The following is a 21417-nucleotide window of genomic DNA, read 5'->3' on the forward strand; positions in this document are numbered from 1 at the left end:
ACGCTCCTCAAATAGGGCGCCAGTATACAGCCCGGGACAGGTGATGACAGTCGGCTTTGGTCGGCCACCGCCTATCCTTTGTGAACTATCCATTTCAAAGGCGCCCCCTTATGATGTGCCCCATACTTTTTACCCTGCGATGAACCATGGCTGACTCCGCTTTTTTCTGCCCCCTGTCCCACGAAGGCGTACTCGCCGTCCGCGGCCCCGATGCCAGCAAATTCCTGCAGGGCCAATTGACCTGCAACCTCAACTACCTCAGCGACAGCCAATCCAGCCTTGGCGCCCGTTGCACCCAGAAAGGCCGCATGCAATCCAGTTTCCGTATCCTCCTGGAGGGTGACGGCTGCCTGCTGGCCATGGCCGGTGAGCTGGTGGAGGCGCAACTGGCTGACCTGAAGAAATACGCGGTGTTCTCCAAGGCCAAGCTCAGCGATGAAAGCACCAGCTGGGCACGTTTCGGCCTGTCCTCGGCCCAAGCCGTCCTCGACCAGTTGGGCCTGGAACTGCCCCAGGAAGACGGCGCCGTGGCCCGGGCAGACGGCCTGATCGCCGTGCGCGTCTCGACCGACCGCGCCGAGCTCTGGGTCCCTGCCGAACGCGCCGCCAGCCTGGGCCAGCAACTGGCCGCGCAACTACCCGAAGGCCAGTTGAACCAGTGGCTGCTGGGACAGATCCGCGCCGGCCTGGGCCAGGTCATGGCACAGACCCGCGAACTGTTCATCCCGCAGATGCTCAACCTGCAGGCCGTGGGCGGCGTCAGTTTCAAGAAGGGCTGCTATACCGGCCAGGAAATCGTCGCCCGCATGCAGTACCTGGGCAAGCTCAAACGCCGCCTGTACCGCCTGGCCCTGGCAGCGGACGAACAGCCGGAGCCCGGTACCCCGCTGTTTTCCCCGACCCACGGCAGCGCCATCGGTGAAGTGGTCCTGGCGGCCCGCGCCCCGGAACGGATCGAATTGCTGGCGGTGGTGCAGGCCGAGGCCGTGGAAGATGACAACCTGCACCTGGGAACGCCCGAAGGACCGGGCCTGCAATTGCTCGACCTGCCGTACCAGCTGGACCGTGATCGCGAAATCCAGCGCTGATCGCCTGACCTTTCCTGCAACACCCTAGAGAACCGAGATGACTGAGCTGGCGGAAAAGGTCCAACAGGATTTGGTGGAGGCCATCGACAACGATGACCTGGTCCTGCCAACCCTACCGGAGGTGGCCATGCAGATTCGCCAGGCCGCCGAAGACCCGGAAATCAGTGTCAGCACCCTGAGCAAGGTCATAGGTCGCGATACCGCCCTGTCGGCGCGGCTGATCAAGGTGGTCAACAGCCCGCTGCTGCGGGCGGCCCAGGAAGTCACCGACCTGCACACCGCCATCACCCGCCTTGGAGTCAACTACAGCAGCAACCTGGCCATCGGCCTGGTGATGGAGCAGATCTTCAACGCCCGCTCCGAGGTGGTGGAACGCAAGATGCGCGACGTCTGGCGGCGCAGCCTGGAGGTGGCCGGGGTCAGCTATGCCCTGTGCCGCAGCTACAGCCAGCTCAAGCCGGACCAGGCGGCACTCGGCGGCCTGGTGCATCAGATTGGCGTGCTGCCGATCCTGACCTACGCCGAAGATCACTACGAGCTGCTGGCCGACTCGGTCAGCCTCAACCACGTGATCGAACAGATCCATCCATTGCTGGGGAACAAGTTGCTGCAGGTCTGGGAATTCCCCGAGCAGTTGGTGCAGATTCCCGAGCAGTACCTGGACTTCAAGCGTCAATCCGCCGGGATCGACTACGTCGACCTGGTCCAGGTAGCAACCCTGTACTGCCACAAGGACACCGACCACCCCCTCTCGCGAATCGATGCCTTCAGCGTGCCCGCCTTCAAGAAGCTGAAGATCGACCCGGAAGACCAGGCCATGTGCCGCGACCTCGAAGAGTCGCGTTCGATGCTCTACTGAGTGGCGCCCCCTACAGGGGCTCCTGGCCAGCGCTGAAACTCACCCGCACCTTCAAGCCCGACGGCTGGCCGTCATGCAGGCTGATCTGCGCCAGATGCGCGCGGCAGATCTCGCCGACGATGGCCAAGCCCAGGCCTGATCCGGCCACCTGCTGGTTGCGCCGGTAGAAGCGCTCGAAGACCCGGTCGCGATCCTCCAGGGGAATCCCCGGACCGTCGTCTTCCACTTCCAGCACTCCCGGCGCCGTGACCCGCAGCACCACGTTGCCGCCCGGCGGCGTATGGGCCAGGGCGTTATCCACCAGGTTGCTCAAAAGCTCATTGAGCAAGGTCGGCTCCCCCTTGAGCCACACCGGTTCATCGGCCTCCAGGGCCAGCGCCACGCCCCGGGCATGGGCCAGGGGCGCCATGGCCATGCCCAGCTCCCGAGCCAGTTGGCTGAGGTCGAGCAACTGCGCCCCGCCTTCGGCAATGGCCCGGGCACCGTTTTCCACCCGGGCCAGGGACAACAGCTGGTTGGCCAGGTGAGTCAGGCGATCGGTGCCCTGGGCCACGTTCTCCAGGGTCGAACGCCAGGTCTGCGGCTCATGGGAGCGCAGCCCCAGTTCGAGACGCGCCTTGAGCGCCGCCAGGGGGGTACGCAGCTCATGGGCCGCATCGGCGATGAACTGCGCCTGGCGCTCGAACTGACCACGCAGGCGCTCGGTGAAATGGTTCAAGGCCCGTACCAACGGTCCCAGTTCATGCTGCACCGACACCAGTGGCAAGGGTCGCAAATCATCCGGCTGGCGCTCCTCCACCGCACTGCGCAAGCGCTCCAGCGGCCGCAACGCGGCACTCACCGCAAACCACACCAGGAGCAAGGCACCGATGGCCAGCATCCCCAGGCGCAACAGGGTATCGGCCATCAGGCTGCGGGCCATGGCCACCCGGGCTTCATCGGTTTCGGCCACGCGGATTTCCGCCATGCCGTTCATGTTCGGCTCGCTGACCGCCTTGAGCAGGCTCACCACCCGTACGTTCTGCCCTTGGTAGGTGGCATCGTAGAATCGCGCCAGGGCCGGATAGTCATCGGTGCGCGGGGTGCCCGGCGGTGGTCCCGGCAGGTTCTCGTAGCCGGAAATCAACTGCTGGTGGATATCGTTGACCTGGTAGTAGATCCGCCCTGCGCTGTCATAGGCGAAGGTGTCCAGGGCCACATAGGGCACGTTGGCGCTGAGGCTGCCATCACGCTGGGACAAACCGGCGGCGATGGTCCGCGCCGAGGCCAGCAGGGTTCGGTCGTAGGCGGTGTCGGCGGCCTCGCGACCATTCCAGTAGGCGCTCAGGCCGCTGGCCAGCATCAATACCACCAGCAACAGCGCCAGGTTCCACAACAGGCGCCAGCGCAGGCTGCTGGGCCTATGCATCGCGACTTTCCAGCAGATAGCCCAGGCCACGGAAGGTGACGATAGCCACCGCGTGGCCATCGAGCTTCTTGCGCAAACGGTGGATGTAGATCTCGATGGCGTCCGGGCTGGCCTCCTCATCCAGGCCGAACACCTGGGACGCCAGCTGCTCCTTGCTCATGACCCGCCCGGGCCTGGCGATCAGGGCCTCGAGCACCGCCTGCTCGCGCGAGGTCAGGGTCAACAGCTCCTGGCCCAGGGTGAAGCGCCGGGTATCCAGGTCGTAGGCCAGCACTCCGCACCGCTGCTGGCGCTCGCCGCCCAGCACGCTACGGCGCAACAGGGCCTTGACCCGGGCCTCCAGCTCGGTCAGCTCGAAAGGCTTGGCCAGGTAATCGTCGGCCCCCAGGTTCAACCCGTGCACCCGGTCCTTGACGTCGCTGCGAGCGGTGAGCATCAGCACCGGCAGGTTCTTGCCACGGGTACGCAAGCGCGCCAGCACCTCGAAGCCATCCATGCGCGGCAGGCCGACATCCAGCACCGCCATGGCGTACTCCTCGCTGCTCAGCGCCAGGTCGGCAGCCACCCCGTCGTGCAGCACGTCCACGGTCAGGCCCGTGCTCTTGAGCGCCTGGGCGACACTTTCAGCCAGTTGCAGATGGTCTTCGACCAGCAGGACCCGCATGGTTTTGCACCTCGTTCAGGGGGGAATCGACAGTACTTTTGCGCGCGGAGTGTACCGCCGCAACCGCTGCTGTGAAGCCCGAAAACCTTGAAAGCTGGCTGAAAGGTTAGCGAAAGGTTGGCCCTTTAGAGTCCTGTTACGGAAAGTTCCGGCAGCCTTGCCGAGTTCCGCCGACATGCAAAGCGCCTCGAAGCGTTTTCATCAGAATAAGAACAATATCGGAGTACCACCGGATGCCATCCACGCACTCCCAGGCCTGCGCGCCTGTGCGTTTCTCCCGCCTGACCCCGACCGCCCTCGCCAGCGCCGCCGCCCTTGCCGCTCCGCTGACCCAGGCCGCGTTCTTCGAAGACAGCAGCGCCACCTTCGAAACCCGCAACATGTACTTCAATCGCGACTTTCGCGACGGCACCAGCGCCCAGCAATCCAAGCGCGACGAGTGGGCCCAGGGCTTCATGCTCAACCTGCAGTCGGGCTACACCGAAGGCCCCCTGGGATTTGGCGTCGATGCCCTGGGCATGCTCGGGGTCAAGCTCGACTCCAGCCCCGACCGCACCGGCACCGGCCTCTTGCCGACCCACGACGATGGGCGTGCGGCCAACCAGTACTCCAAGCTCGGCCTGACCGGCAAGGTCAGGCTCTCTGCTACCGAGCTGAAGATCGGCAGCCTGATCCCCGAACTGCCGATCCTCAAGCCCAACGATGGGCGGATCTTGCCGCAGACCTTCCAGGGGGGCCTGCTGACGTCCAGGGAAATCAAGAACCTGACCTTCACCGGCGGCCGCCTGGACAAGGCCAAGGACCGCGACGACAGCAACTACGAGGACATCCGCCTCAACAACAAGAACGGTCGCTTCGCCGGCAACGTGGCCGGCAAGCACTTCAACTTCGGTGGCCTGGACTACAAGTTCAGCGACAAGATCATCGCCAGCTACCATTTCGCCCAGCTGGACGACGTCTACAACCAGCACTTCCTCGGCTTGCTGGCATCGCGCCCCCTGGGCCCCGGCACCTTCGCCAGCGACCTGCGCCTGGCTATCAGCAACGACCAGGGCCAGGCCCGCGGCGGCAAGATCGACAACCGCGCCCTCAACGGCCTGGTGAGCTATGCCTTGGACGGGCATAAACTCAGCGCCGGCTATCAGCACCTGTCCGGCTCCAGCGCCTTTCCCTACGTGGATGGCAGCGACCCTTACCTGGTGAACTTCGTGCAGATCAACGATTTCGCCGGCGCCGAGGAACGTTCCTGGCAAGCCCGCTACGACTACGACTTCGCCAAGCTGGGGATTCCCGGCCTGAGCTTCATGACCCGCTACCTGAGCGGCGACAACATCGCCTTGAAGAACGGCGACACCGGCAAGGAATGGGAACGCAACACCGAGATCAAGTACGTGGTGCAGAGCGGCACCTTCAAGGACGTCGCGGTGCGCCTGCGCAATGCCACCTACCGCTCCAACTATTCGGCTCGCGACGCGGACGAAGTACGCCTGCTGGTGAGCTACAGCGTGGCCCTGTGGTGATCCCACAGGCCGCGCCCACGGCCGGTGCTGGCAGGCCGGCCCCTGCGCCCAAGGATCGAGGACGACCCGGGCATACCGATAACAACTCCTGTGGAGACACTCATGGACTTTTCATTGCGTAAACTGGCCCTCGCCGCCGGCTGCCTGTTGTTCACCGGCCAGCTGCTGGCCGCATCCGCCGAACCCAAGCGCCCGGAATGCATCGCCCCGGCCTCCCCGGGCGGCGGCTTCGACCTGACCTGCAAGCTGGTGCAGAGCGCCCTGGTCAACGAGAAGATCCTCAGCAAACCGATGCGCGTCACCTACATGCCCGGCGGCGTCGGGGCCGTGGCCTATAACGCTGTGGTGGCCCAGCGCCCGGCCGATGCCGGGACCCTGGTGGCCTGGTCCAGCGGTTCGCTGCTGAACCTGGCCCAGGGCAAGTTCGGGCGCTTCGACGAAAACGCCGTGCACTGGCTGGCGGCCGTGGGCACCAGCTATGGCGCCATCGCGGTGAAGAACGATTCGCCCTACAAGACTCTCGATGACCTGGTCGCGGCCCTGAAGAAAGATCCGAGCAAGGTGGTGATCGGCTCCGGCGGCACCGTCGGCAGCCAGGACTGGATGCAAACCGCGCTGATCGCCAAGGCCGCCGGGATCAACCCGCGGGACCTGCGCTACGTGGCCCTGGAGGGCGGCGGGGAAATCGCCACGGCCCTGCTGGGCGGGCACATCCAGGTGGGCAGTACCGACATCTCCGACTCCATGCCGCACATCCTCGCCGGCGACATGCGCTTGCTGGCGGTGTTTTCCGAGCAGCGCCTGGACGAGCCGGAAATGAAGAACATCCCCACTGCCAAGGAACAGGGCTATGACATCGTCTGGCCGGTGGTGCGCGGCTTCTATCTGGGGCCGAAGGTCAGCGACGAGGAATACGCCTGGTGGAAAAACGCCTTCGACAAGCTCCTGGCCTCCGAGGAGTTCGCCAAGCTGCGTGACCAGCGCGAGCTGTTCCCCTTCGCCATGACCGGCACGGAGCTGGACACCTACGTGAAGAAACAGGTGGCCGACTACAAGGCCCTGGCCAAGGAATTCGGCCTGATCCAGTGACCGCCCCATTCTGACGGCCCGGCCCTCGCGCTGCGAGGGTCGGGCCTGGGAGTTAGCCATGCTCGTTCAACGTCTATTCGCCTCGGTGCTGTTGCTGGCCTGTGCTGGCCTTGCACTGATGGCCTGGCCGTACCAGGCGGCCTTTTCCTACGAACCCGTGGGCCCAAGGGCCTTTCCGCTACTCATGCTCGGCCTGATGGGCCTGGCGCTGCTGTACCTGCTGGTGCGTCCGACACCGATCAAGCACAGCGAGGACGAACCGCCGCTGGACCGTGAAACCCTGGTCAAGATCGCCCTCTGCGTGGCCCTGCTGCTGGTACTGGCCGGCACCTTCGAACCCCTGGGCTTCATCCTCGCCGGGATCCTCGTCGGCGTCCCCATGGCCCGCCTGTATGGCGGCCGCTGGTTGCCCAGCCTGGTGATCGTCAGCCTGCTCAGCATCGGCCTGTACTGGCTGTTCGATCGGGTCATGGACGTACCCCTGCCCCTGGGCCTGCTCGACGTTCTGGAGAATTGATATGGATACCTTGAGCTATCTCGGCCAGGGCTTCGGCGTCGCGCTGAGCCCGTACAACCTGGTCACCGCCCTCACCGGCACCCTGATCGGCACCGTGGTCGGCCTGCTGCCGGGCCTGGGCCCGATCAACGGCGTGGCGCTGCTGATCCCCATCGCCTTCGCCCTGGGCCTGCCGCCGGAGTCGGCGCTGATCCTGCTGGCGGCGGTCTACCTGGGCTGCGAGTACGGCGGGCGAATCAGTTCGATCCTGCTGAACATCCCCGGCGAGGCCTCTACGGTGATGACCACCCTCGACGGTTATCCGATGGCTCGCCAGGGCCTGGCCGGCGTGGCCTTGTCGCTGTCGGCCTGGAGCTCGTTCATCGGTGCCCTCATCGCCACCTGCGGCATGGTGCTGTTCGCCCCGCTGCTGGCCCGGTGGGCCATCGCCTTCGGCCCGGCGGAGTATTTCGTGCTGATGGTGTTCGCCATCGTCGCCCTCGGCGGCATGGCCGGCGACAAGCCGCTGAAGACCTTCATCGCCGCGCTGATCGGGCTGTTCCTGTCGGCAGTGGGGATCGATGCCAACAGCGGTGTGTACCGCTTCACCGGCGACAACATCCACCTGGCCGACGGCATCCAGTTCGTGGTGCTGGTGCTGGGCCTGTTCTCCATCAGCGAGATACTCCTGCTGCTGGAGAAGACCCACCGCGGCCAGGAAGCGGTCAAGGCCACCGGGCGCATGCTGTTCAACTTCAAGGAAGCGGCCTCGGTATTGGCAGTGAACATCCGTTGCGGCCTGCTGGGCTTCATCATGGGCGTGCTGCCCGGGGCCGGGGCGACCCTGGCCAGTGCCGTGGCCTACATGACCGAGAAACGCATCGCTGGCGCCAGCGGCACTTTCGGCCAGGGGGACAAGCGCGGCCTGGCGGCTCCGGAAACCGCGATCGGCGCCTCGGCCTGCGGCGCTCTGGTGCCGATGCTGACCCTGGGCGTGCCGGGCTCGGGCACCACGGCGGTGATGATCGGCGCCCTGTCGCTGTACAACATCACGCCGGGGCCTCTGCTGTTCCAGCAACAGCCGGACATCGTCTGGGGCCTGATCGCCTCGTTGTTCATCGCCAACATCATGCTGGTGATCCTCAACATCCCGATGATCCGCATCTTCACCCGCATCCTCGCGGTGCCGAACTGGGCCCTGGTGCCGGCCATCGCGATCATCACCGCGATCGGCGTCTATGCCGTGCACGCCACCACCTTCGACCTGTTCCTGATGGTGGGCATCGGCATCTTCGGCTACATCCTGCGCAAGCTCGACTTCCCGCTCTCGCCGGTGCTGCTGGGCTTCATCCTCGGCGGCTTGATGGAGCAGAACCTGCGTCGTGCACTGTCGATCTCCAATGGCGCGCTGGAGATCCTCTGGTCGAGCCCGATCACGGTCGGGGTCTGGGTACTGACGGCGTGCATGCTGTGCCTGCCGCTGCTGCGTATCTGGCGCAAGCGTTCGGCCCGCCAGCGCATGGTGACCGATGTCTGAAGGCGCTTTGCGGCAATGGTGGGGCACGCCACTGGTGGGCCTGGCTGGCGGTTATCTCGCCAGCCTGGTGGGCTGGCCCCTGCCCTGGATGGTCGGCTCGTTGCTGGCGATCATCCTGGTGCGCTGCCTGACGCCCTGGCAGTTGGCGCAGATCCCCGGCGGACGCAAGTGCGGACAATGGATAGTGGGCATCGGCATCGGCCTGCACTTCACCCCGGCGGTGATGGACCAGGTGATGAGCCACTTCGGCCTGATTTTCTGCGGTGCCCTGGTCACTAGCCTGTCCAGCGTGATGGCGGTCTGGCTGCTGCGGCGTACCGGTGAAGACCGCGCCACCGCGTTCTTCTCCAGCATGCCCGGCGGCTCCGGGGAGATGGTCAATCTCGGCGCGCGCAACGGCGCGGTGCTCAGCCGGGTAGCGGCCGGACAGAGCCTGCGGGTGCTGGCGGTGGTGCTGTGCGTACCGGCGGCGTTCAAGTACCTCCTGGGCCAGGGGACGCCGGTGCTGCACAGCGCCAGCGTCGACTGGCCCAGGCTGGCCCTGCTGTTCCCCGCCGGCGCGCTGCTGGCCTGGCTCTGGCAGCGGCTGCGCCAACCCAACCCGTGGCTGTTCGGCCCGTTGCTGCTCAGCGCGGTGGCCAGCATCGCCTGGAACCTGCACACCGGCCTGCCCGATGGCGCCAGCCAGATGGGCCAGTGGTTGATCGGCAGCGGCCTGGGATGCCACTTCAACCGCCAGTTCTTTCGCCGGGCGCCTTCGTTCATGGGGCGCACCCTGCTGGGTACGGCCATGAGCATGCTGATCGCCGGCCTCGCGGCCTGGTGCCTGAGCCTGCTGACCCAGCTGGACCTGCGCTCGCTGACCTTGGGCATGATGCCGGGGGGAATCGCGGAAATGAGCCTGACGGCAGAGGTGCTGCAACTCTCGGTGCCGCTGGTGACGGCGATGCAGGTGATGCGCTTGCTGTTCGTGCTGTTTCTCGCCGAGCCCCTGTTCCGCCACTGGAACAAGGGCCCGTAGCCGCTGCCGCAGACTGGGTCGGGCAGCGACCACAGGGTTGGCCTACAGCGCTGGCAGGCGCCAGTCGATCGGGGTCTCGCCGCTCTGCTCGAGGAACTTGTTGGTACGGCTGAAGTGCCCGCAGCCGAGGAAGCCGCGATAAGCCGACAGCGGCGATGGATGCACCGAGGTCAGCACCAGGTGCTTGGTGCTATCGATCAGCTTCTGCTTGCTTTGGGCGTGGGCGCCCCACAACAGGAACACCAGGTGCGGCTGGTGCTCGCTGACCACCTCGATGATCCGGTCGGTGAAGAACTGCCAGCCCTTGCCCGCGTGGGAGGCGGCGTTGGCCCGCTCCACGGTCATGGTGGTGTTGAGCAGCAGCACGCCCTGTTCGGCCCAGCTCTGCAGGTAGCCATGGTTGGGCGCATCGATATTCAGGTCGCGCTTGAGTTCCTTGTAGATGTTCACCAGCGAAGGCGGCGCCGGGACCCCGGGTTGCACCGAGAAGCACAGGCCATGGGCTTGGCCCGGGCCGTGGTAGGGATCCTGGCCGAGGATCACCACCTTGACCTTGTCCAGCGGGGTCGAGTTCAAGGCGTTGAAGATCAGCGGGCCGGGCGGATAGATCTCCTTGCCGGCAGCGTGTTCCTGGCGCAGGAACTCCCGCAGTTCGCTCATGTAGGGCTGTTCGAATTCGGCCCGCAGGGCCGCCTTCCAGCTCGGTTCGAGTTTGATACGATCGTCAGCAGTCATGGCCATGCCCGAGAAAAACAATGGCCGCACCCTAGGAAAGCCGACTTCGCTTGTCAATTGATCTGACACATAACCGGCACTTTCCCCCACAGCGATCATACTGACCGCTCTTGTTTAGCCACGAGGTCACGATGAACCTGCACGTCGAAGAACTCACCGCCACCGGTGGCGCGCGTATCGCCATCGCCACCCTGGACGCGGAAAAGTCCCTCAATGCCCTCTCGCTGCCCATGATCCAGCAACTGGCCGAGCGTCTCGAAGCCTGGGCCAAGGATCCGCAAGTGGCCTGTGTCCTGCTGCGCGGCAACGGCGCCAAGGCCTTCTGCGCCGGGGGCGAGGTTCGCAGCCTGGCCCAGGCCTGCCTGGCGCATCCGGGCGAGGTGCCGGCCCTGGCCGGGCATTTCTTCGCCGCCGAATATCGCCTGGACTATCGCCTGCACACCTACCCCAAGCCGCTGATCTGCTGGGGGCATGGTTATGTGCTCGGCGGCGGCATGGGCCTGTTGCAGGGGGCTGGAGTCCGAATCGTCACCCCCAGCAGCCGCCTGGCGATGCCGGAAATCAGCATCGGCCTGTATCCCGACGTGGGGGCCAGCTGGTTCCTTTCGCGCATGCCCGGCAAGCTCGGCTTGTTCCTCGGCCTCACCGGCGCCCACATCAACGCCCGCGATGCCCTGGACCTGGATCTCGCCGACCGTTTCCTGCTGGATGAACAGCAAGAAGAACTGATCGAGGGCCTGCTGCAACTGAACTGGCAGGAACAGACTCCGCGCCAGCTCAACAGCCTGTTCCGCGCCCTGCAGCAAGAATCCCTGGGGCAGTTGCCCGAAGCCCAGTGGCTGCCACGCCGACCACAGATCGACCAATGGCTGGATGTCAGCGACGTGGCCTGCGCCTGGCGCGCCATCAGCCAGCTGCGCGACCATCCGGACACCCTCTACAGCCGTGCGGCCAAGACCCTGGGCGAAGGCTGCCCGTTGACCGCCCACCTGGTCTGGGAACAGATCCGCCGGGCGCGCTACCTGTCCCTGGCCGAAGTGTTCCAGATGGAATACACCCTGAGCCTGAACTGTTGCCGCCACCCGGAATTCGCCGAAGGGGTACGCGCGCGCCTGATCGACAAGGACCAGCGGCCACACTGGCACTGGGCGGACATCAACGGAGTGCCGGAGGCCGTGGTGCAGGCGCACTTCCACAAGGTCTGGGAAGGCCGCCATCCACTGGCGGACCTCACCGACTACTAGTTAGTCCCAGGAAAGAATCGACAATCGTGGATCAGTGGCCGCGCCCTCCCCGGCCACGGTCGCCACGATCATGGTGGCCATGGCCGCCCCAATCATGGCTGCCGCCATTGTTGTTCCAGTTGCCACGGCGGTCATGCCCGCCCCAGCCCCGGTCCGGATATGGCCGGTACAACGCGCGCGGCGCCTGGTAGTAACGCGGGGACGGCTGGTAATACCGGGGCGCAGGCTGGTAGTAGCGCGGCGCGTGGTAACCACGCCCGGTGGAGTAGTAATAGGAAGAACCGCCACCGTAGTAATAGGCCGGCGCCGGAGAGCTGTAGATCTGCGAATCGTAGTAGTCCCCGGCGTAGTAAGGCGCGCACGCAGAGAGACTGGAACCCAGCAAGGCAATCAGCAGAAGTCGACGATACATGGCGGCCTCCTGGACCGCGAAGAAGCCACACCAGCGACGCTGGCGGGCGACAATCGGCAAATGGCCAATTGACGAAATATCTGACCGTGAAAACGCCTTTCAGTGCGTTTTATGCAACACATTGATACATGTCTGCGACCACCGGTATCCTCTCACCAGCCCGATGAAAAAACCCGGCGAACCGTCAGCACCGACTTGACCCGCCGGCCATCGGCAGACACCCTGCACGCTCCTTCGTCCCGTACCAAGCCGCTCTCGCCCCGACCATGAACCGACCCGAGTCCTGCCCCGCCTGTGGCGCCCGCAACGACTGCACCCTGGCTGACCCACGCAGTGCCGGCCGGGCCTGCTGGTGCTACAGCGTGAGCATCGACCCGGCCATCATCCAAGCCCTGCCGCCGGAGTTGCGCAACCAGTCCTGCCTGTGTCCGCGCTGCGCCGGGGTCGAGGCGCAACTGAGCCACGGTGAAGGCGCGCCCCCCCGACCATGAACCCGCATCCACTGCCGCCCGCTGCCCTGTCCCATGCGCCTTGATCGTTTCCTCAGCAACCTGCCACGTTTCAACCGCCAGCAGGTTCGGCTGCTCCTGGCCCAGCGCCGGGTGCGCATCGATGGCCAGGCGGTCAGCGATCCCAGGGTCGAAGTCCGCGAGTTCAGCCGGGTGGAACTGGATGATGAAGTGCTCCAGGCCGGCAAGCCCGCACGCTACTTCATGCTGCACAAGCCCATGGGCTGCGTCAGCGCCACTCGCGATCCAGAGCACAAGACGGTGCTCGAACTGATCCACGAGCCCGATCCACAGGATCTGCACATCGCCGGACGCCTGGACTACAACACCACCGGGCTGATGCTGATCACCAACGACGGCAGCTGGTCACGACGCCTGACCCAACCGCAGACCAAGCTGCCCAAGCTCTACTACGTGGAGACCGAGCAGGAGATCGGCTCCGAATACGTCGAGACCTTCGCCCGCGGCCTGTATTTCGCTTTCGAAGACCTCACCACCCTGCCTGCCCAGTTGCACATCCTTGGCCCCCGCAGCGCCCGGCTGAGCATCGTCGAAGGGCGCTACCACCAGGTCAAGCGCATGTTCGGCCACTTCGACAACAAGGTCCTGCGCCTGCATCGCGAGCGCATGGGCCCGCTGGTGCTCGACGCGGGCCTGGCCCCTGGTGCATACCGGGCGCTCAGCGCCGCCGAGATCGCCCTGATCTGAAGGCCTGGGTACAGGACGACCACTGGGCGGAAGCTGTCGAACAATTTACCCAACGGCACTTGCAGGTTCGGGATTGCCCTGCTTGAATCAATCCGTCGGCCGAATAGTGACCGACCAGTCACGAAAGAAAACCAATAAGTCTTCCACCGGCCTGAGCCCTGCCAGCTCTGCATTCCCCCCGGTAATCGCCCGCCTATAACAACACCCGTCGACCTGCCTTACCGGATCGACATGGGCTTCGATTCCAGGCGTATGCCTACCTGTCACATTGACCGTGCACACTCAATCGTATGCGCGCATACCCGCTTGCCAGGAGTCTTATGACATGAGGCCAGAAATCGCTGTGCTGGATATACAGGGTCAGTATCGGGTTTACACGGAGTTCTATCGCGCAGAGGCCGCAGAAAAGACCATCGTCCTGGTCAATGGCTCGATGGCGACCACGGCGTCCTTTGCCCAGACCGTGAAGAACCTCCATCCGCAGTTCAACGTGGTGCTCTACGACCAGCCCTATGCAGGTCGCTCCAAGGTCCATAACCGGCATGAGCGCATGCTGACCAAGGAAATCGAGGGACAGATCCTGCTGGAGCTCATCGAGCACTTCGCCGCCGAGCATGTGCTGTCGTTTTCCTGGGGTGGGGCCGCGACCCTGCAGGCGTTGTCCCAGCGTCCACGGCGTATCGAAAAGGCGGTGATCAGTTCGTTCTCGCCGGTGATCAACGATCCGATGCGCGACTACCTGGAGCGTGGAGTCGACTATCTCGGCAGCCTTGACCGCCATCGCGTCGGCCATCTGGTCAACGACACCATAGGCAAGCACCTGCCATCGCTGTTCAAGCGCTTCAACTACCGCCATGTGAGCAGCCTGGCCGAGCATGAGTACGGGCAGATGCACTTCCACATCAGCCACATGCTGCACGGCGATCGCCAGTGCTACGTCAAGGCGGCGCGCAACATCCAGGTCCCGGTATTGTTCATCAATGGCGAATGGGATGAGTACACCTCGGCCAAGGATGCCCAGTTGTTCGCCAACCATGTGCAGCATTCGAGCTTCAGCACCATCCAGGCCACCGGGCACTTTCTCGATATGGAGCACAAGGCCGCCTGTCGCGACAGCCGCCGGGCCCTGCTGAGCTTCCTCAAGCCAGGCCAGCATGAGCACCAGGCGCGCCCGCACTACGCCCTGGGCCAGCATGCGCGTGCCAGTTGATGGGATTTCCCACAGGCCGCCACCGTCCTCGAACCGCATGAATAGCGGGCGCGTGGCGCGCCCTGGCAATATCGAAGGGGCACGCAAGTACAGATCGAATAAAGAAAAACTTCAAATCCACGGCCACATCTGGTACAAAGTCAGCCGTTCGAGCGGGTGTCGTATAATGGCATTACTCCAGCTTCCCAAGCTGATAACGAGGGTTCGATTCCCTTCACCCGCTCCACTTCCCTTTCCATGGCAATCCGCCAACTTCGCATAACCCACTGAAACAAGAACCCATCTTGTTTTTCCAGTCTGGCAACTCCAGCCGCAACCGCTTCCAACCAGCCTTCTTGGCCAATCATCCAGTCCAGGAATCCGGCGGGGTGAATTCGATCTGCACTTGACGGCGAACGGTGCGCAGAACAGCTGAAGCTGGCGCTCACCCACTGGATGATTCCCCTCGACGCCTTGGGGTATATGGATGAAACAACCTCAGGTTGGACGAGGCCATTGGTGAACATCACACAACGTTTTCTCGACTTCAGCAGCTACTGTGCACTCCCGAGCTGGGCTGGTTACTTTCACTCCAGGAAGGGCTATGACCGAAGAGCCTGTGCCGAGGAAGCCACTTCCATGGTCCTCGACTACTCCGCCAGCACTCGCAAAAAGTGACGGTGTGCAGCTCACTCGTCACCTCCCATACGCAGCGACAATTGCGTGGCAAGGGGTATCGGGCACGCGAAGCGCGAGAGTTGTACGCCAGGGCCATCAATCGCTCGGGCTTTGTTGAGTTTGTCGATTACGACTACCACGACGCACCGGCAAGACTCCAGGTACGCAACATCGAACTGTCACCTGAAAATCTCGATGGTTTCCTGGCGGTGAGCCATGCAATCCTGGCGCAGAACATCTTGAGCGGTGGATTCCACGGACATATTTTTGTTGTTTTCGAGAACAGCGGATTGGTGATCTATCCCCACGACGATTGCGGTTATGGGATTTTTGCCAGTGAGCCAGCTGCCAGCCGTGCATTCTTCGCCAGGGTCGACCCTGAACGTTTCGCAATAACCCTCAAGGCTGACTAAAGCTTGAACCCAGGCTCGGGCGATGAAGCTGGGCAGTGACTTCAGCCATCTGCGCTCAGTAGATTTTGGCCACGGCAACTCGCCAGGAAGGGCCCGGCAACGCACCCGGAGCCAGCCGGCTAGCCAGGCTGATCGATCATGACCAGGAAAGCCCCATAGCTGTCTGCAACGGCAGAGGTTCGGCCGGTCTCATGGGACCACAGCACCACCCGCGGCTCGCCGGCATCGCCGAGCAAGGCATAGTCGAAACAGTAGTAATCGCCGGTCCCGAATTGGGCGAACGGCAGCAGGCTGGAGCACTCCACGGCTCGCCCCTCGAAGTTGTCCAGCCAAGCCTGCCAGCCGCCCTGGAAGTGGCGCACGATCGACTCCCAGGTCTTGCGTGGATCACGGGCATCGAACACCGGAAACACCTCCAGCGCACCTAGCGCCTTGCCGTTGTGCTCCAGCAGCCAATCCCTGAACGATCGGGGCAAGGCCCGCCCCAGTGCCGCCTCGGCAGCGCGGATCGCCTCGATGGTGGTGCCTATCACTCTCGCCTTGACCATGATTCCTCGCCTGGGTCGCATCGCCCCTCTGGCTAGGGGCGCGGCGCACGATAATGCATACCGGCACCTACTGAAAACCCGACACGGAGCAAGCAAAGCAAAAACCTGAGGCGAACCTTGCGACCGGCTTTCCATGCCTGTGCTCACCTCGCTTCAAGGACGGCTCAGGTAGCGGGCGAAGAAGTCGCCCAGATCCTGGCGCAAGGTCCGTACCGCCAGGCCGCGATCGATACTGCCGAAGTCGTCGCCCATGGCCTTGATGACCGACGCCGGGAGCACCCAGCGCCCATCGGTGAAGTCATGGTGCCCGGCATTCTCCAGCACCTTGTATGCCCCAGGCCCCCGACGCGCTGCCCACACCGTGTCCATGCTGGCGTCCCGTGGGTCCTGGCCAGCGGCATATAACAGCATGGGTTTGCTCCAGGGACCGGCCAGCTCGCCCTGGATGCTGCCGTCGAGGTTGGCCGCCGCCCGCAGACGCGGGTCCAGGCGCGTCGCCTGCAAGGCAGCCGAACCGCCGAAGGAATGGCCCAGGGCTGCGACGTGCTCGAGGTCCAGGTGTCCGCCTAGCAGGTGCTCCGGCTCCTGGTTACGCAGCTGCAGCCAATCGAGGGTACTGCGCAGGTCCGCCACCACCGAAGGCGCGGCGGCCGCGAGTTGTTCCTCGTCCTGCTCGAGCACGTCCAGGACCGGGACCACCCGGCCTCCCGGCAGCACCGTGACCCCGGAAATGTAGGGGTGATTGATGGCTACCACCACGTAGCCACGGCTGGCCAAGTCTTCCAGCAGGCCGCTGTAGAGCTCGGCCACTGCTCCCAAGCCGGGAGAAAACAGCAGCACCGGATACTGGCGGTGCTTTTCCATCCTGGCTCCGGCCGCCGAATGACTGGCGACCTCCACCGCACTTCCGGCTTGCATCGCGGCCAGGGCCTCGGGTTCGGCGTACTCGGCACGGGGCAGCCTGCCGGCAGGCGCAACGATCGGATACCAGACTTTCAATGCCAGCTCGCGGCGGGCGCCGGCGACCTTGGAAAAGGTCTCCGCACGCGCTGGATCGCGCAAGGCGAAAGCAGCCTTGCCCACGCACCAGGCGCCACTGGGCGCCGGCACCTGCCTGGCCTGCAGGCCCGCCGCCGGCAACTCGCAGCGCCGCGCATATGGCTGCTCCAGCGCGGCATTGCTGCAACTGGCCAGGCTGAGAATCACTACACCGCAACTCGCCATGACTCTGACGAACTTCATCATCGAGCAATCCCTTGGTCATTCGGATCGGAAATGAGACGGCAGCGTCCTCCCGGTATCAGGAGACCTGCCGACCCCAGCCTAACGAGCGCCCCAGGGCCGTTCATCTCCAAGTGTGGGGATTTTGTATAGAAAGGTTAAACGCCCGATGGCAACGGGGCTCAAGCAACGGCTTGCGGCCCTAGAAGCCACCCTGCAGCGGAAAACGCTGCGCTTCGCTACGGGCCAGGAATTTATCCTGGGCCATGGGCCGGGCCAGGAAGTAGCCCTGGGCCTCGTCACAGCCGAAGGACCGCAACATCTGCAGGCACTTGAAGCTCTCGATGCCCTCGGCCACGGTGCGGTAGCCAAGTTCGCGAGCCAGGGCGATCACCGAGCGGGTGATCTTCTGGTGCTGGGCGCTGCTCTCAAGGTCGGTGACCATGGATTTGTCGAGCTTCACCACATTGGCCGGAATCTGGTGCAGATAAGCGAAATTGCTGTAGCCGGTACCAAAATCGTCGATGGCCACATCCATGCCCAGGGCGCGAATCTTGCTCAACTGCTCCAGCACTTTCGGGTTGGAGCGCAACCACGCGCCTTCGGTGATCTCCACTTCCAGGCGTCGCGGATTGATGCGGTGGCGCAGGCAGGCATCGCGCAACACATCGGCGATATCCTGGTCCTCGAAATCCTGGGGTGACAGGTTGATCGACAAGCGTTGCACATCACTGGCGCTCCATAGGTGCAGCTTGTGCAACACCGCATCGATCAGCCAGTGGGTCACCTGGTGGATCTGGGCATTGCGCTCCATCACCGGAATGAACTCCGCAGGGGAAATCGGCCCCAGCCAGGGATGGTCCCAGCGGATCAGCGCCTCGGCACTGACCTGGGCGCCATCGGGCAGGGCGAAGCGCGGCTGGAACATCAGGTAGATCTGCCCGGTGTCCAGGGCTTCGCCGATGTCCGCGGCCAAGTTGAAGGCACGCCGGTAGGCCTGGTCGCGCACCAGGTCGTAGGGCGCCCAGGTACAGCGCTCCAGGGCAGCCAGCTCCAGGGCGAACATGGCCTTGCGCAACACGTCCGGCACGGCGTCATGGTCCGTGGAAAACTCCACCATGCCCGCACACACTCCGGGGACCATCGGCAACTCCAGGCCCGGCGGCTGGCGGCGCAGGCGGCGCACCAGGCCCTCCAGCAAGCGCTCGACCCCAGGTGCGGCCGGCAGCAGGAAGCCGAAGCGCTTGGCCGAGACGTGATAGACCCGCACATGCCGTCCAAGGTAGGCGAGCAACTGCTGGGCAAGAAAACGCACGATGATCTCGAACGGCGCCATGCCCAGGGCCAGGGTCAACTCATGGGCCACGGCCATGTCCACCGCATCCACCAGCACCAGCACCCGTCGCTCCCCGGGGTGTTCGTCCGCCAGGTCGTGCAGGTCGCACTGGAACTGCTCGCGGTTGGGCAGGCCACTGACCGGATCACGGCGGGTCTGGCGCTGGCGTTGCTCGATCTGCTCCATCACCAAAGATGCCAGGTCGCGCAATTGCTGGCGTTCGGCGGCATCGAGCCGCTGCGGATGCTTGTCGATGACGCACAGACTGCCGATGGCGTGCCCCGTGGAGGTGATCAAGGGCGCCCCGGCATAAAAACCTATGCCCGGGCCCTCGGTCACCAGCGGATTGGCATGGAAACGCACATCCTGGCGAGCGTCCTGAACTTCGAACACCTCACCGGACTTGATCGTGTAGGCGCAGAACGACTGATCGATCGGCGTCTGCTCGACGGCAAAACCCACCCGCGACTTGAACCACTGCCGATCACGATCCACCAGGGTGATCAACGCCGTGGGGACCTTGAAGAACTGCGCGGCCAGGCGGCAGATGCGATCGAAGCTTTCGCAGCGGGCCGTATCCAGCAGCTCGAGGGCATACAAGGCGGCCAGGCGCTGCTCCTCGGCCAATGCCTTATCCGGCATGCCGCGACTCGGACAGGATCAACACCATCATCAAAAAACCTATCTCAGTAGCGAAGGGGGGAGTACAACATCCGGAGAATTGCCCTACGACCAAGTAGTGGCACTACGATATCCGTCGACAGCATGCCGTAGTGACTAGTGCTTGCCAATTCCATCCGTCGGACGAACGGTCACCCAACGCCCCGGCAGCATCGGCCGCAAAGAACCGTGCCAGAGCTTGCGCTCCCGAGGGCGCGGATGCCCGCGCAATTTCCCGGTCCTGGCGCACTGCCGATCCTGACGCTGACCGCGGGCAAAAAAAAACGATCCGAGGATCGCTTGCTTCGCTACTGCTTGTGTCGCTATTGCAGGGAAAGGCCGGGACCTGGTCCCGGCCTGTTTGCCCCCTGTCACTGCCCAGCTCCTGCCGGGCGTGGAGTTTTTTAGCAGCCTGCACCTGTCTGCCAGCTGAACCTGTCCGGAGCATTCGTGACAATTAATGACAGGAACCATGCTCCAGTAGGGCTTGCCAAGCGAGGCCTGCCCCGGGAGCATTGCCGCCCCGGCACCAAGGTGCCCATCCATGGAAGGCGTCGCCTGTGAAAAAATTTCTCGTGCTGTTGTTCCTCGCCCTGCTGGTCCTGCTCAACGTCGGCTACTACACCGAACTGGAGGAAGCCGAGACCCATACCCGCTGGTTCATCAAGCACTCGCCAAGCCTGCGCCTGGAGTTCTTCAACATCCACGCCAATGATGGTGACTACCGCAAGGTGGAGAAGCTCACCGGCGAACAACGACAGATGATCATCGACTACTGCAAGTACCGCCTGGGCATCCAGACCCAGGTCACCACCCAGGCCGACGTGGAGCGTTGCGCCAAGCTCTAGCCCTTGTCTCCCCTCGCCCACCGGCCGGCACAGAGTCGTCGGGCATGACCAACGCCGCTCCGGGGATGGTATGGTGCTCGGCTGCCCTGCGTGCAGGGCCCACTGGAGGAGCGCTACGCCGAACGCCAAGGCGCGAGGCTTGAGGAGGTCACTGAACAGCTATGTGCAATGCCGAAGATATCTATACCGCCGGTTGGGTACTGGTGGTCGTGTCCGCGCTGGTTTCCCTGGCGATCCAGATCTACCTGGGCTATTTCAGGCTCGATGACATGGTCAGGCACCTGTCGCGGTGCCGGGTCATCGCCATCCGCATGCCGCTGCTGGGCAAGGATCCCCTGAGCCGCTTCTTCATGTTGCTGTGCATTGGCGGCATGTTCGCCATGCCCCACCTGTTCTTGCGCAACGGTGGAATGAGCGTGCGCGACTATCGCCACTTCCCCCTCGGCCTGAAGTGGCTGATCAATCTATTCCAGCTCTCGGCCCTGGCCGCCGGCATCGCCTTCCTGGTGCTGTGGTGGGTCGGTGGCCATCTGTGAGTGCCAGGCGAGGCGCCGGGATCCGGCACCTCGCCCGCGCTGTCAGCGAATAGCCGGGGAGCGGCTTTCGGCCTGGTGCCGCTGAAAGTCTTCGCGGGTCATTTCCAGGAAGCGGCTGGGCACTCCTTCGAACTCGCCATCGTGGCTGACCCGAAAACCGATCTTGCGAGCCACCGCCAGCGACGCGGCGTTGTCTACATGGGCGTCGGCCACCAGCCGGTCGATGGACGGGTCGGCGAAGGCATGCTCGACGATGCGCCTAGCGGCCTCGGAGGCCACTCCACGTCCCCAGGCCCGACGCATCAGGCGCCAGCCCATCTCCAGCTCCGGCCCCACGGCCTCGAACGGAATGAACGAGACCCAGCCAAGGAACTCTTCCGGCTCTTGCCTGGCAAAAATCGCCCAGTAACCACAACGCTCGCCGAAATCCCGGGACATCCGCCCCCGCAGGAAATCCCGGTGCCATTGCCCACCGTCCCAGGCTCCAGGGATGAATTGCGTGACCTGCGGATCCTGGTCCATTCGCAGGCAGGCTTCGAAGTGCTCGAGGGTCCGGGGTCGCAACAGCAGGTTGGGGGTTTCGAAATGCAGTTCCATGGCTCGTTTTCGTGGTCGAAGGTTGCCCATGAAACCGCAGCGCCAGGCAAAAGAGAATCACTGCGACAGCAAACCCACCTGCCAAGGCCGCTACCTGGCGC

Annotated in this window: 22 protein-coding genes and 1 tRNA gene; 15 read left to right on the forward strand and 8 right to left on the reverse strand. The window is 64.1% G+C overall.

Annotated elements, in window-relative coordinates; genetic code table 11:
- The first annotated feature begins 146 nt into the window (after nt 1–146).
- Nucleotides 147–1088, forward strand: a complete 942-nt coding sequence (locus CAG11_RS08930) for a folate-binding protein YgfZ (protein WP_022642858.1) — start codon at nt 147–149, stop codon at nt 1086–1088.
- Nucleotides 1089–1125: 37 nt separating this feature from the next.
- Nucleotides 1126–1947: an HDOD domain-containing protein gene (locus CAG11_RS08935; RefSeq protein WP_053135312.1), complete on the forward strand. Its 822-nt coding sequence runs from the start codon at nt 1126–1128 to the stop codon at nt 1945–1947.
- Between the two features lie 10 nt (nt 1948–1957).
- On the opposite strand, the gene CAG11_RS08940 is transcribed toward CAG11_RS08935, so the two are convergent.
- Nucleotides 1958–3355 carry a sensor histidine kinase gene (locus tag CAG11_RS08940; protein ID WP_053135315.1) on the reverse strand — a complete coding sequence of 466 codons (1398 nt, stop codon included), beginning with the start codon at nt 3353–3355 and terminating at the stop codon, nt 1958–1960.
- On the reverse strand, nt 3348–4019 hold the full coding sequence (locus tag CAG11_RS08945) for a response regulator (RefSeq protein ID WP_022642855.1): 672 nt from the start codon (nt 4017–4019) through the stop codon (nt 3348–3350). The genes CAG11_RS08940 and CAG11_RS08945 overlap by 8 nt, the downstream gene beginning before the upstream one ends.
- 233 nt (nt 4020–4252) lie before the next feature.
- Here CAG11_RS08945 and CAG11_RS08950 point away from each other — a divergent pair, with 233 nt between their 5' ends.
- The 5 genes from CAG11_RS08950 (at nt 4253) to CAG11_RS08970 (ending at nt 9682) form a co-directional block, all read left to right on the forward strand.
- A complete protein-coding gene (locus tag CAG11_RS08950; RefSeq protein WP_085596048.1) occupies nt 4253–5539 on the forward strand; it encodes an OprD family porin in 1287 nt (428 codons plus the stop codon).
- Between the two features lie 102 nt (nt 5540–5641).
- A complete protein-coding gene (locus CAG11_RS08955) occupies nt 5642–6628 on the forward strand; it encodes a tripartite tricarboxylate transporter substrate binding protein (RefSeq protein WP_085596049.1) in 987 nt (328 codons plus the stop codon).
- 58 nt (nt 6629–6686) lie between these two features.
- The gene (locus tag CAG11_RS08960; protein WP_085596050.1) at nt 6687–7145 is read left to right on the forward strand and encodes a tripartite tricarboxylate transporter TctB family protein; all 459 of its coding nucleotides are present in this window, start codon (nt 6687–6689) and stop codon (nt 7143–7145) included.
- Nucleotide 7146: 1 nt separating this feature from the next.
- A complete protein-coding gene (locus CAG11_RS08965) occupies nt 7147–8661 on the forward strand; it encodes a tripartite tricarboxylate transporter permease (RefSeq protein WP_085596051.1) in 1515 nt (504 codons plus the stop codon).
- A complete protein-coding gene (locus tag CAG11_RS08970) occupies nt 8654–9682 on the forward strand; it encodes an AbrB family transcriptional regulator (protein ID WP_085596052.1) in 1029 nt (342 codons plus the stop codon). Before CAG11_RS08965 ends, CAG11_RS08970 begins: the two co-directional genes overlap by 8 nt.
- 42 nt (nt 9683–9724) lie before the next feature.
- On the opposite strand, the gene ung is transcribed toward CAG11_RS08970, so the two are convergent.
- Nucleotides 9725–10417 (reverse strand): uracil-DNA glycosylase, encoded by a 693-nt coding sequence (gene ung, locus CAG11_RS08975; RefSeq protein WP_031321099.1) that lies wholly within the window; start codon nt 10415–10417, stop codon nt 9725–9727.
- 131 nt (nt 10418–10548) lie between these two features.
- Between ung and CAG11_RS08980 the strand changes: the two genes are divergently transcribed.
- Nucleotides 10549–11661 (forward strand): enoyl-CoA hydratase/isomerase family protein, encoded by a 1113-nt coding sequence (locus CAG11_RS08980; RefSeq protein ID WP_085596053.1) that lies wholly within the window; start codon nt 10549–10551, stop codon nt 11659–11661.
- A 31-nt stretch (nt 11662–11692) separates the two neighbouring features.
- Here the strand turns inward: CAG11_RS08980 and CAG11_RS08985 are convergent, their stop codons facing one another.
- Nucleotides 11693–12073 carry a hypothetical protein gene (locus tag CAG11_RS08985; RefSeq protein WP_085596054.1) on the reverse strand — a complete coding sequence of 127 codons (381 nt, stop codon included), beginning with the start codon at nt 12071–12073 and terminating at the stop codon, nt 11693–11695.
- Nucleotides 12074–12339: 266 nt separating this feature from the next.
- Between CAG11_RS08985 and CAG11_RS08990 the strand changes: the two genes are divergently transcribed.
- From CAG11_RS08990 to CAG11_RS09010, 5 genes are all read left to right on the forward strand, one after another.
- Complete coding sequence (locus CAG11_RS08990; RefSeq protein WP_085596055.1) at nt 12340–12564, forward strand: cysteine-rich CWC family protein; 225 nt, start codon at nt 12340–12342, stop codon at nt 12562–12564.
- Nucleotides 12565–12597: 33 nt separating this feature from the next.
- On the forward strand, nt 12598–13290 hold the full coding sequence (locus CAG11_RS08995; protein ID WP_085596056.1) for a pseudouridine synthase: 693 nt from the start codon (nt 12598–12600) through the stop codon (nt 13288–13290).
- A 325-nt stretch (nt 13291–13615) separates the two neighbouring features.
- Nucleotides 13616–14500 (forward strand): alpha/beta fold hydrolase, encoded by an 885-nt coding sequence (locus CAG11_RS09000; RefSeq protein ID WP_085596057.1) that lies wholly within the window; start codon nt 13616–13618, stop codon nt 14498–14500.
- 152 nt (nt 14501–14652) lie between these two features.
- A tRNA-Gly gene (locus CAG11_RS09005) sits at nt 14653–14726 on the forward strand.
- A 433-nt stretch (nt 14727–15159) separates the two neighbouring features.
- Nucleotides 15160–15570 carry a hypothetical protein gene (locus tag CAG11_RS09010; protein WP_143494526.1) on the forward strand — a complete coding sequence of 137 codons (411 nt, stop codon included), beginning with the start codon at nt 15160–15162 and terminating at the stop codon, nt 15568–15570.
- A 119-nt stretch (nt 15571–15689) separates the two neighbouring features.
- Here the strand turns inward: CAG11_RS09010 and CAG11_RS09015 are convergent, their stop codons facing one another.
- The 3 genes from CAG11_RS09015 to CAG11_RS09025 all read right to left on the reverse strand — a co-directional run bounded on the left by CAG11_RS09015 (nt 15690) and on the right by CAG11_RS09025 (nt 19317).
- On the reverse strand, nt 15690–16118 hold the full coding sequence (locus CAG11_RS09015) for an SMI1/KNR4 family protein (RefSeq protein WP_085596059.1): 429 nt from the start codon (nt 16116–16118) through the stop codon (nt 15690–15692).
- Nucleotides 16119–16271: 153 nt separating this feature from the next.
- Nucleotides 16272–17360, reverse strand: coding sequence for a hypothetical protein (locus CAG11_RS09020; protein ID WP_158091411.1), 1089 nt, complete (start codon nt 17358–17360; stop codon nt 16272–16274).
- 181 nt (nt 17361–17541) lie between these two features.
- Entirely contained in the window at nt 17542–19317 is a 1776-nt protein-coding gene (locus tag CAG11_RS09025; protein WP_085596061.1) for a sensor domain-containing phosphodiesterase, read from the reverse strand.
- Nucleotides 19318–19895: 578 nt separating this feature from the next.
- Here CAG11_RS09025 and CAG11_RS09030 point away from each other — a divergent pair.
- Both CAG11_RS09030 and CAG11_RS09035 read left to right on the forward strand, forming a co-directional pair.
- A complete protein-coding gene (locus CAG11_RS09030) occupies nt 19896–20183 on the forward strand; it encodes a hypothetical protein (RefSeq protein WP_085596062.1) in 288 nt (95 codons plus the stop codon).
- Between the two features lie 161 nt (nt 20184–20344).
- A complete protein-coding gene (locus tag CAG11_RS09035) occupies nt 20345–20719 on the forward strand; it encodes a hypothetical protein (protein ID WP_085596063.1) in 375 nt (124 codons plus the stop codon).
- A 42-nt stretch (nt 20720–20761) separates the two neighbouring features.
- Here CAG11_RS09035 and CAG11_RS09040 read toward each other — a convergent pair whose 3' ends face one another.
- Complete coding sequence (locus CAG11_RS09040) at nt 20762–21316, reverse strand: GNAT family N-acetyltransferase (protein WP_085596064.1); 555 nt, start codon at nt 21314–21316, stop codon at nt 20762–20764.
- Nucleotides 21317–21417: the final 101 nt, after the last annotated feature.

The organism is Pseudomonas sp. B6(2017) (genome assembly GCF_002112765.1).
In the GTDB taxonomy this organism is placed as follows: Bacteria; Pseudomonadota; Gammaproteobacteria; order Pseudomonadales; family Pseudomonadaceae; genus Aquipseudomonas; species Aquipseudomonas piscis.

Bases quoted from the DNA above. Each gene is read 5' to 3' on its own strand.
- CAG11_RS08930 (WP_022642858.1), top strand. From the start codon at position 147: ATGGCTGACTCCGCTTTTTTCTGCCCCCTGTCCCACGAAGGCGTACTC.
- CAG11_RS08935 (WP_053135312.1), top strand. From the start codon at position 1,126: ATGACTGAGCTGGCGGAAAAGGTCCAACAGGATTTGGTGGAGGCCATC.
- CAG11_RS08940 (WP_053135315.1), bottom strand. From the start codon at position 3,355: ATGCATAGGCCCAGCAGCCTGCGCTGGCGCCTGTTGTGGAACCTGGCG.
- CAG11_RS08945 (WP_022642855.1), bottom strand. From the start codon at position 4,019: ATGCGGGTCCTGCTGGTCGAAGACCATCTGCAACTGGCTGAAAGTGTC.
- CAG11_RS08950 (WP_085596048.1), top strand. From the start codon at position 4,253: ATGCCATCCACGCACTCCCAGGCCTGCGCGCCTGTGCGTTTCTCCCGC.
- CAG11_RS08955 (WP_085596049.1), top strand. From the start codon at position 5,642: ATGGACTTTTCATTGCGTAAACTGGCCCTCGCCGCCGGCTGCCTGTTG.
- CAG11_RS08960 (WP_085596050.1), top strand. From the start codon at position 6,687: ATGCTCGTTCAACGTCTATTCGCCTCGGTGCTGTTGCTGGCCTGTGCT.
- CAG11_RS08965 (WP_085596051.1), top strand. From the start codon at position 7,147: ATGGATACCTTGAGCTATCTCGGCCAGGGCTTCGGCGTCGCGCTGAGC.
- CAG11_RS08970 (WP_085596052.1), top strand. From the start codon at position 8,654: ATGTCTGAAGGCGCTTTGCGGCAATGGTGGGGCACGCCACTGGTGGGC.
- ung (WP_031321099.1), bottom strand. From the start codon at position 10,417: ATGACTGCTGACGATCGTATCAAACTCGAACCGAGCTGGAAGGCGGCC.
- CAG11_RS08980 (WP_085596053.1), top strand. From the start codon at position 10,549: ATGAACCTGCACGTCGAAGAACTCACCGCCACCGGTGGCGCGCGTATC.
- CAG11_RS08985 (WP_085596054.1), bottom strand. From the start codon at position 12,073: ATGTATCGTCGACTTCTGCTGATTGCCTTGCTGGGTTCCAGTCTCTCT.
- CAG11_RS08990 (WP_085596055.1), top strand. From the start codon at position 12,340: ATGAACCGACCCGAGTCCTGCCCCGCCTGTGGCGCCCGCAACGACTGC.
- CAG11_RS08995 (WP_085596056.1), top strand. From the start codon at position 12,598: ATGCGCCTTGATCGTTTCCTCAGCAACCTGCCACGTTTCAACCGCCAG.
- CAG11_RS09000 (WP_085596057.1), top strand. From the start codon at position 13,616: ATGAGGCCAGAAATCGCTGTGCTGGATATACAGGGTCAGTATCGGGTT.
- CAG11_RS09015 (WP_085596059.1), bottom strand. From the start codon at position 16,118: ATGGTCAAGGCGAGAGTGATAGGCACCACCATCGAGGCGATCCGCGCT.
- CAG11_RS09020 (WP_158091411.1), bottom strand. From the start codon at position 17,360: ATGAAGTTCGTCAGAGTCATGGCGAGTTGCGGTGTAGTGATTCTCAGC.
- CAG11_RS09025 (WP_085596061.1), bottom strand. From the start codon at position 19,317: ATGCCGGATAAGGCATTGGCCGAGGAGCAGCGCCTGGCCGCCTTGTAT.
- CAG11_RS09035 (WP_085596063.1), top strand. From the start codon at position 20,345: ATGTGCAATGCCGAAGATATCTATACCGCCGGTTGGGTACTGGTGGTC.
- CAG11_RS09040 (WP_085596064.1), bottom strand. From the start codon at position 21,316: ATGGAACTGCATTTCGAAACCCCCAACCTGCTGTTGCGACCCCGGACC.